Origin of the sequence: Flavobacterium sp. (assembly GCF_043720215.1) — a bacterium.
Taxonomy (GTDB): Bacteria; Bacteroidota; Bacteroidia; order Flavobacteriales; family Flavobacteriaceae; genus Flavobacterium.
The window spans coordinates 1-5,236 of sequence record NZ_JAYSSZ010000063.1; the positions used below are offsets into that span (position 1 = coordinate 1).

Below are 5,236 nucleotides of genomic sequence, written 5' to 3' on the forward strand. Positions count from 1 at the left end.
TATTATAACTTCGCTAAATGAAGGCAAATTTCCAGCAGGAAAAACAGTCAATTCATTTATTCCTTATGATGTAAAACGAGAATTAGGCTTGCCGACTTATAAAGAAAAAGATGCCATTTACACGTATCATTTTTACCATTTGTTACAACGTGCAAAAAACATTTATTTGCTTTATAATACCGAAAGTGATGGTTTAGACGGTGGAGAAAAAAGCCGCTTCATTACACAATTAGAAGTCGAAAAACAACCAAAGCACAATTTGACTCATGAAATTATTCACCCAATTGTGCCTAATATAGCTTCCAAATCAATCGTAATTTCAAAATCTGAATCAGTAATGATGCGATTGAAAGAAATTGCAACAGGAAAAGGATTTTCGCCTTCGGCATTAACTACTTATATTAGGAATCCGATTCAGTTTTACTTCCAAAGAATATTATCTATTAGAGAATCGGAAGAAGTGGAAGAGAACATCGCTTTAAACACTTTAGGAACGATTATCCATGAAACATTGGAATCATTGTATAAACCAGTCATTAATAAATTTTTGACTACTGATGATATAGACAAATGTTGGCTCTTGCTAACGAGGAAGTTCTCAAACAATTTAAAGAAATTTATAAAGAAGGAGAAGTTAAAAAAGGTAAAAATCTTTTGGCTTTTGAAGTAGCAAAACGAAATGTTTTCAATTTTTTAATTGAAGAAAAAAAACAAATTGCAAATGGGGATGTGGTGAAAGTTTTAGCATTAGAAACGCCGTTAGAAAAAATTTTAGAAGATGAGAGTTTACCTTTTCCAATAAAAATAGCTGGAAATGTAGATCGAATAGAAATTAGAAATAACAAAATTCGAATCATCGATTACAAAACTGGAAAAGTAGAAAAAAATAGCGTTCAACTCAAAGATTGGAACGGACTTACTTTAGACATAAAAAATGATAAAATAATCCAGTTGCTTTGTTATGCATTTATGTATGAAGAACAAGCAAATGGGTTAGAAATGGAAGCGGGAATCATTTCATTTAAGAATATGAAAGCTGGTTTTTTACCTTTTGGAATAAAACAAGATAAAGAAAATTTCACGATTATAACACCTGAAATTCTAGAGCATTTTAAAAGGGAAATAGTTGTTTTAATTAATGAGATTTTGAATATTGAGATTCCTTTTGAGGAAAAGGTCTAAATAACCACAAAAGACACAAAAGGAATTGTGAATATTTATAGTGAATTATAAGCAAGAAACTTTTGTGTCTTTTGTGGTTAATAAAAATTAGATTGTTTTAAAAAAAACCAATAATACTTTCTCTAATTCATCACGATTTTCGATGTGACTCATGTGTCCATCAGGAAAAGAAATCAATTGTACATTGGTGTCTTCAATTTGTTTGATGTTGTCTTCGTAATTTAGAACACCATCTTTTTTACCAAGAATAAGCAGTTTAGGATAAGCAGTAAGGTGTAACAAATGTTCTTTATTTTTTCTGAGTTTCATGCCTTCTTGTGCTGCAATATAGCCTTGCAAAGGAGTTTTTAACGCTTCTTTTTTTACTTGATTTATTTCAGTAATCAAATTTTCGCGATTGTCTATGCTGAATAAATTTGCAATAGCGATTTGAACTAAAGAAGCATATTCCTTGTGTGCCATTTTTATAGCACGATTTCTGTTTATTTTTCGCTCATGATCATCTGCATAAGTAGTCGAGTTTAATAAGACAAACCCTTTAGTGTTTTCAGGATACAATTCGGCGAAAGCCAAAGCAACATAACCGCCCATCGAATGGCCTACAAAAACAGATTTTCTGATTTTTAAATGTTGCAAAACAGCACAAACCATATCCGCTTGGTCTTCCATCGTGTGTACATAACCCAAACATTCCGATTTGCCATGACCTAATAAATCGATGGTGATAATACGGTATTTTTCTGTAAATGAGGCAATGTAAGAATCCCACATCGAGGTATTTTCTAAAAAACCATGAAGTAAAACTATAGCAGTTCCTTTTCCAGCATCGGAATAAGAAATTTTCGTGTTTTTGTAGCTTAAATTATTCATTACTACAAAAGTATGTTTTAACGACGAATTCACGAATTATTTTAAAACAAAAACGGCTCACATTTCTGCAAACCGTTTTAAACCTAATATCTAAAATTAAGAATTCATCAAACTCTCAATTTCATCTACTTCAATAGGAATATTTTTCATTAAGTTAAAAGGCTCTCCTTTTTCTTGAATGACAACATCATCTTCCAATCTAATACCGAAACCTTCCGCTGGAATATAGATTCCCGGCTCTACTGTAAATACCATATTGGCTTTCATAGGTTCATGTAATAATCCGTAATCGTGTGTGTCTAATCCCATGTGATGCGAGGTTCCGTGCATAAAATATTTTTTGTATGCTGGCCATTCTGGGTTTTCGTTTTGCACATCGGCTTTGTCAAGCAACCCTAAACCAAGTAATTCGGAAGTCATGATTTTGCCTACTTCAACTTGATAAGGTTTCCACAAAGTTCCTGGCGTAAGCATTTTTGTAGCTTCATTTTTCACATGTAGAACTGCATTGTAAACTGCTTTTTGTCTGTCGGTAAATCGTCCAGAAACAGCAATCATTCGGGTCATATCGCTAGAATAATTAGCATATTCGGCACCAACATCTAGCAATATTAAATCTCCTGCTTTACATTGCAAATTGTTTTCTATATAATGCAAAACATTAGCACTATTCCCTGAAGCAATAATAGGTGTGTAAGCAAATCCTTTAGAACGATTTCTTAAAAATTCGTGCATCAATTCGGCTTCAATCTCATATTCCATCACATTTGGCTTCACGAACGATAACAAACGACGAAATCCTTTTTCGGTAATATTACAAGCGGTTTGTATCAAATCTAATTCTTCACTTTCTTTGACAGAACGAATGCGTTGCAAAATAGGGTTCGATTTTTCGACTTTATGTGCTGGATAATTTTCTTTCCACCATTTTATAAAACGGGCTTCACGCGTTTCGGTTTCAATTACAGCACGATAATGTTCATTAGTATTTATGTACATCGTTTCGGCGTAAGCCATTATTTCTTTCAATGTTTTATGAAAATCTTGTAACCAAATCACGCTTTTTACGCCCGAAACTTCAAAAGCACGATCTTTTGTTAACTTTTCGCCTTCCCAAATGGCAATATGTTCATTGGTTTCTTTTAGGAATAAAATTTGTTTGAGGTGTTCGTAAGGCGCATCAGGAAAAAGCAATAAAATACTTTCTTCTTGGTCAACTCCTGACAGATAAAAAATATCACGGTGTTGTGCAAATGGCAAACTGCTATCGGCAGAAACAGGATATATATCGTTCGAATTAAAAATGGCAACACTATTAGGTTTCATCTGAGCTGTAAATTTTGCTCTATTTTTGATGAAAAGATCTCGGTCTATTTGATGATATTTCATTATGAAATGATTATTATTGTAAGTTCCAAAGTTATAACATTGAATTTGAAAAGTACAATTATGAAACGAATTATTTTTTTATCGACTTTAATCTTATTTATTCAAAAAGGAATTGGCCAGGAAAAATTACCTTTTATAATTTTTGATGGTAACGGACGTGAAGCAAGTTATAAAGACATGCTAAAAGCGTCTGAAAAAGCCGAAGTAGTCTTGTTTGGTGAAGAACATAATAATGCAATAGCTCATTGGCTACAGCTTGAACTTACAAAGGATTTAGCCGAAAAAAAGCAACTCGTTTTAGGCGCCGAAATGCTTGAAGCCGATAATCAGAAACAATTAGATCAGTATTTGAAAGGAGAGATCAATCAAAAGCAATTAGATTCAACCGCTAGATTATGGCCAAATTATAAAACGGATTACAAACCATTAGTCGATTTTGCTAAAACAAAGAAAATCGCATTTATAGCCACAAATATTCCGCGTCGCTTTGCTAGTTTGGTTTACAAAAATGGATTTTCAGCACTTGATAATCTTACCGTCGAAGAAAAATCTTGGATTGCACCTATGCCCATTTCTTACGATGCTAAATTACCAGGTTATATAAAAATGTTAGCCATGGCAGAAGGTCACGGTGGTGAAAATTTGCCCAAATCACAAGCATCAAAAGATGCAACAATGGCTTATTTTATTCTGAAAAATAAAAAACCAGAAACTACGTTTATACATTATAACGGAACATATCATTCCGATAATTTTGAGGGTATTAATTGGTATTTATTGCAAAAAGAACCAAAACTAAAAATTGTTACTATTGCTACAGTTACTCAAAGCGATGTTATTCGTTTCGAAAAAGAAAATCTCCACAAAGCAGATTTTATTATCGTTGTAGATGAAGATGTTACCAGAACATATTGAAAAATAATTATATTTGACCGCTTTTAATGTTTAACCTACTTAAAAAAACAAAATGAAAATTAAAAAGTCAGTACTAATTTCAATATTTGCTTTCACATTTTTATCGTGTTCAGATAATGATGATAAGGAAGTAACTCCTCCAACAGAACCTCAATTAATTGTAAAATTCAAATTTGATCCAACTCAAGTTCGATTAAATAATTTGGGACAACCATCAACAGTATTAGCTGGAAATGCAGCTCAGTCACCTGATTTTAATACTATTGCCTCTCATTATCTAGAGTTTGCGCCAAATGCAAATACAGCATTACTCTCAGGAACAATTTTGTATAAAGGAGAGTCAACTACAGCTGGTGGTTTGTCTGCTTTCGATTTTAGTAAGGCAAAAATTGTCGCAGAAGGAGAAGCGTTTCTAAGTATTCCTTTAAGTCAGATACAAGCAGGAAGTTACGAATGGGTAAGATGTTCTTTGTCTTATCAAAATTACGATATCAATGTTCGAAGTGCAGGTGTCGATTACGTTGGGACTTTAGCTAGTTTTGTTGGAACTAGAACGTATATTGGTACTCATAATATTGGCAGTTACCCATTTGTCATAAACGGAAATCGCGATCAAGGGTATTGGGCTTTTGGCTTGCAAGGATTTCCTTATTCTACTTCTGGACAAGCGCCAGCCGGAGCTACAACAGTCCCAAATCCAATTGCTTCGACATCTCCACTTCCTCTAAATTCTTGTGTTGTAACGGGAAAATTTGCTAATAATTTAGTTATTACAGGAACTGAAACAAGTAATATTGAAGTGACGCTTTCACTTTCTATTAACAATAGTTTTGAGTGGAATGAAGTAACCGCAAACGGAAAATATGAACCTTCAATTGGC

Annotated in this window: 4 protein-coding genes and 1 pseudogene; 3 read left to right on the forward strand and 2 right to left on the reverse strand. The window is 33.2% G+C overall.

Annotated features, from left to right (window positions below; genetic code table 11):
- Positions 1 to 1,182 (forward strand): annotated as a pseudogene (locus tag ACHZC3_RS02830) (PD-(D/E)XK nuclease family protein); the annotation flags it as partial.
- 87 nt (positions 1,183 to 1,269) lie between these two features.
- Here the strand turns inward: ACHZC3_RS02830 and ACHZC3_RS02835 are convergent.
- Together ACHZC3_RS02835 and ACHZC3_RS02840 are read right to left on the reverse strand one after the other, a co-directional pair.
- Complete coding sequence (locus ACHZC3_RS02835) at positions 1,270 to 2,052, reverse strand: alpha/beta fold hydrolase (protein ID WP_394758367.1); 783 nt, start codon at positions 2,050 to 2,052, stop codon at positions 1,270 to 1,272.
- Between the two features lie 96 nt (positions 2,053 to 2,148).
- On the reverse strand, positions 2,149 to 3,441 hold the full coding sequence (locus ACHZC3_RS02840) for an aminopeptidase P family protein (RefSeq protein WP_394758364.1): 1,293 nt from the start codon (positions 3,439 to 3,441) through the stop codon (positions 2,149 to 2,151).
- A 60-nt stretch (positions 3,442 to 3,501) separates the two neighbouring features.
- Between ACHZC3_RS02840 and ACHZC3_RS02845 the strand changes: the two genes are divergently transcribed.
- Together ACHZC3_RS02845 and ACHZC3_RS02850 are read left to right on the forward strand one after the other, a co-directional pair.
- The gene (locus ACHZC3_RS02845; RefSeq protein ID WP_394758365.1) at positions 3,502 to 4,356 is read left to right on the forward strand and encodes a ChaN family lipoprotein; all 855 of its coding nucleotides are present in this window, start codon (positions 3,502 to 3,504) and stop codon (positions 4,354 to 4,356) included.
- Positions 4,357 to 4,408: 52 nt separating this feature from the next.
- Positions 4,409 to 5,236 (forward strand): hypothetical protein (locus ACHZC3_RS02850; protein ID WP_394758366.1); only part of this gene is annotated, 828 nt, incomplete at its 3' end.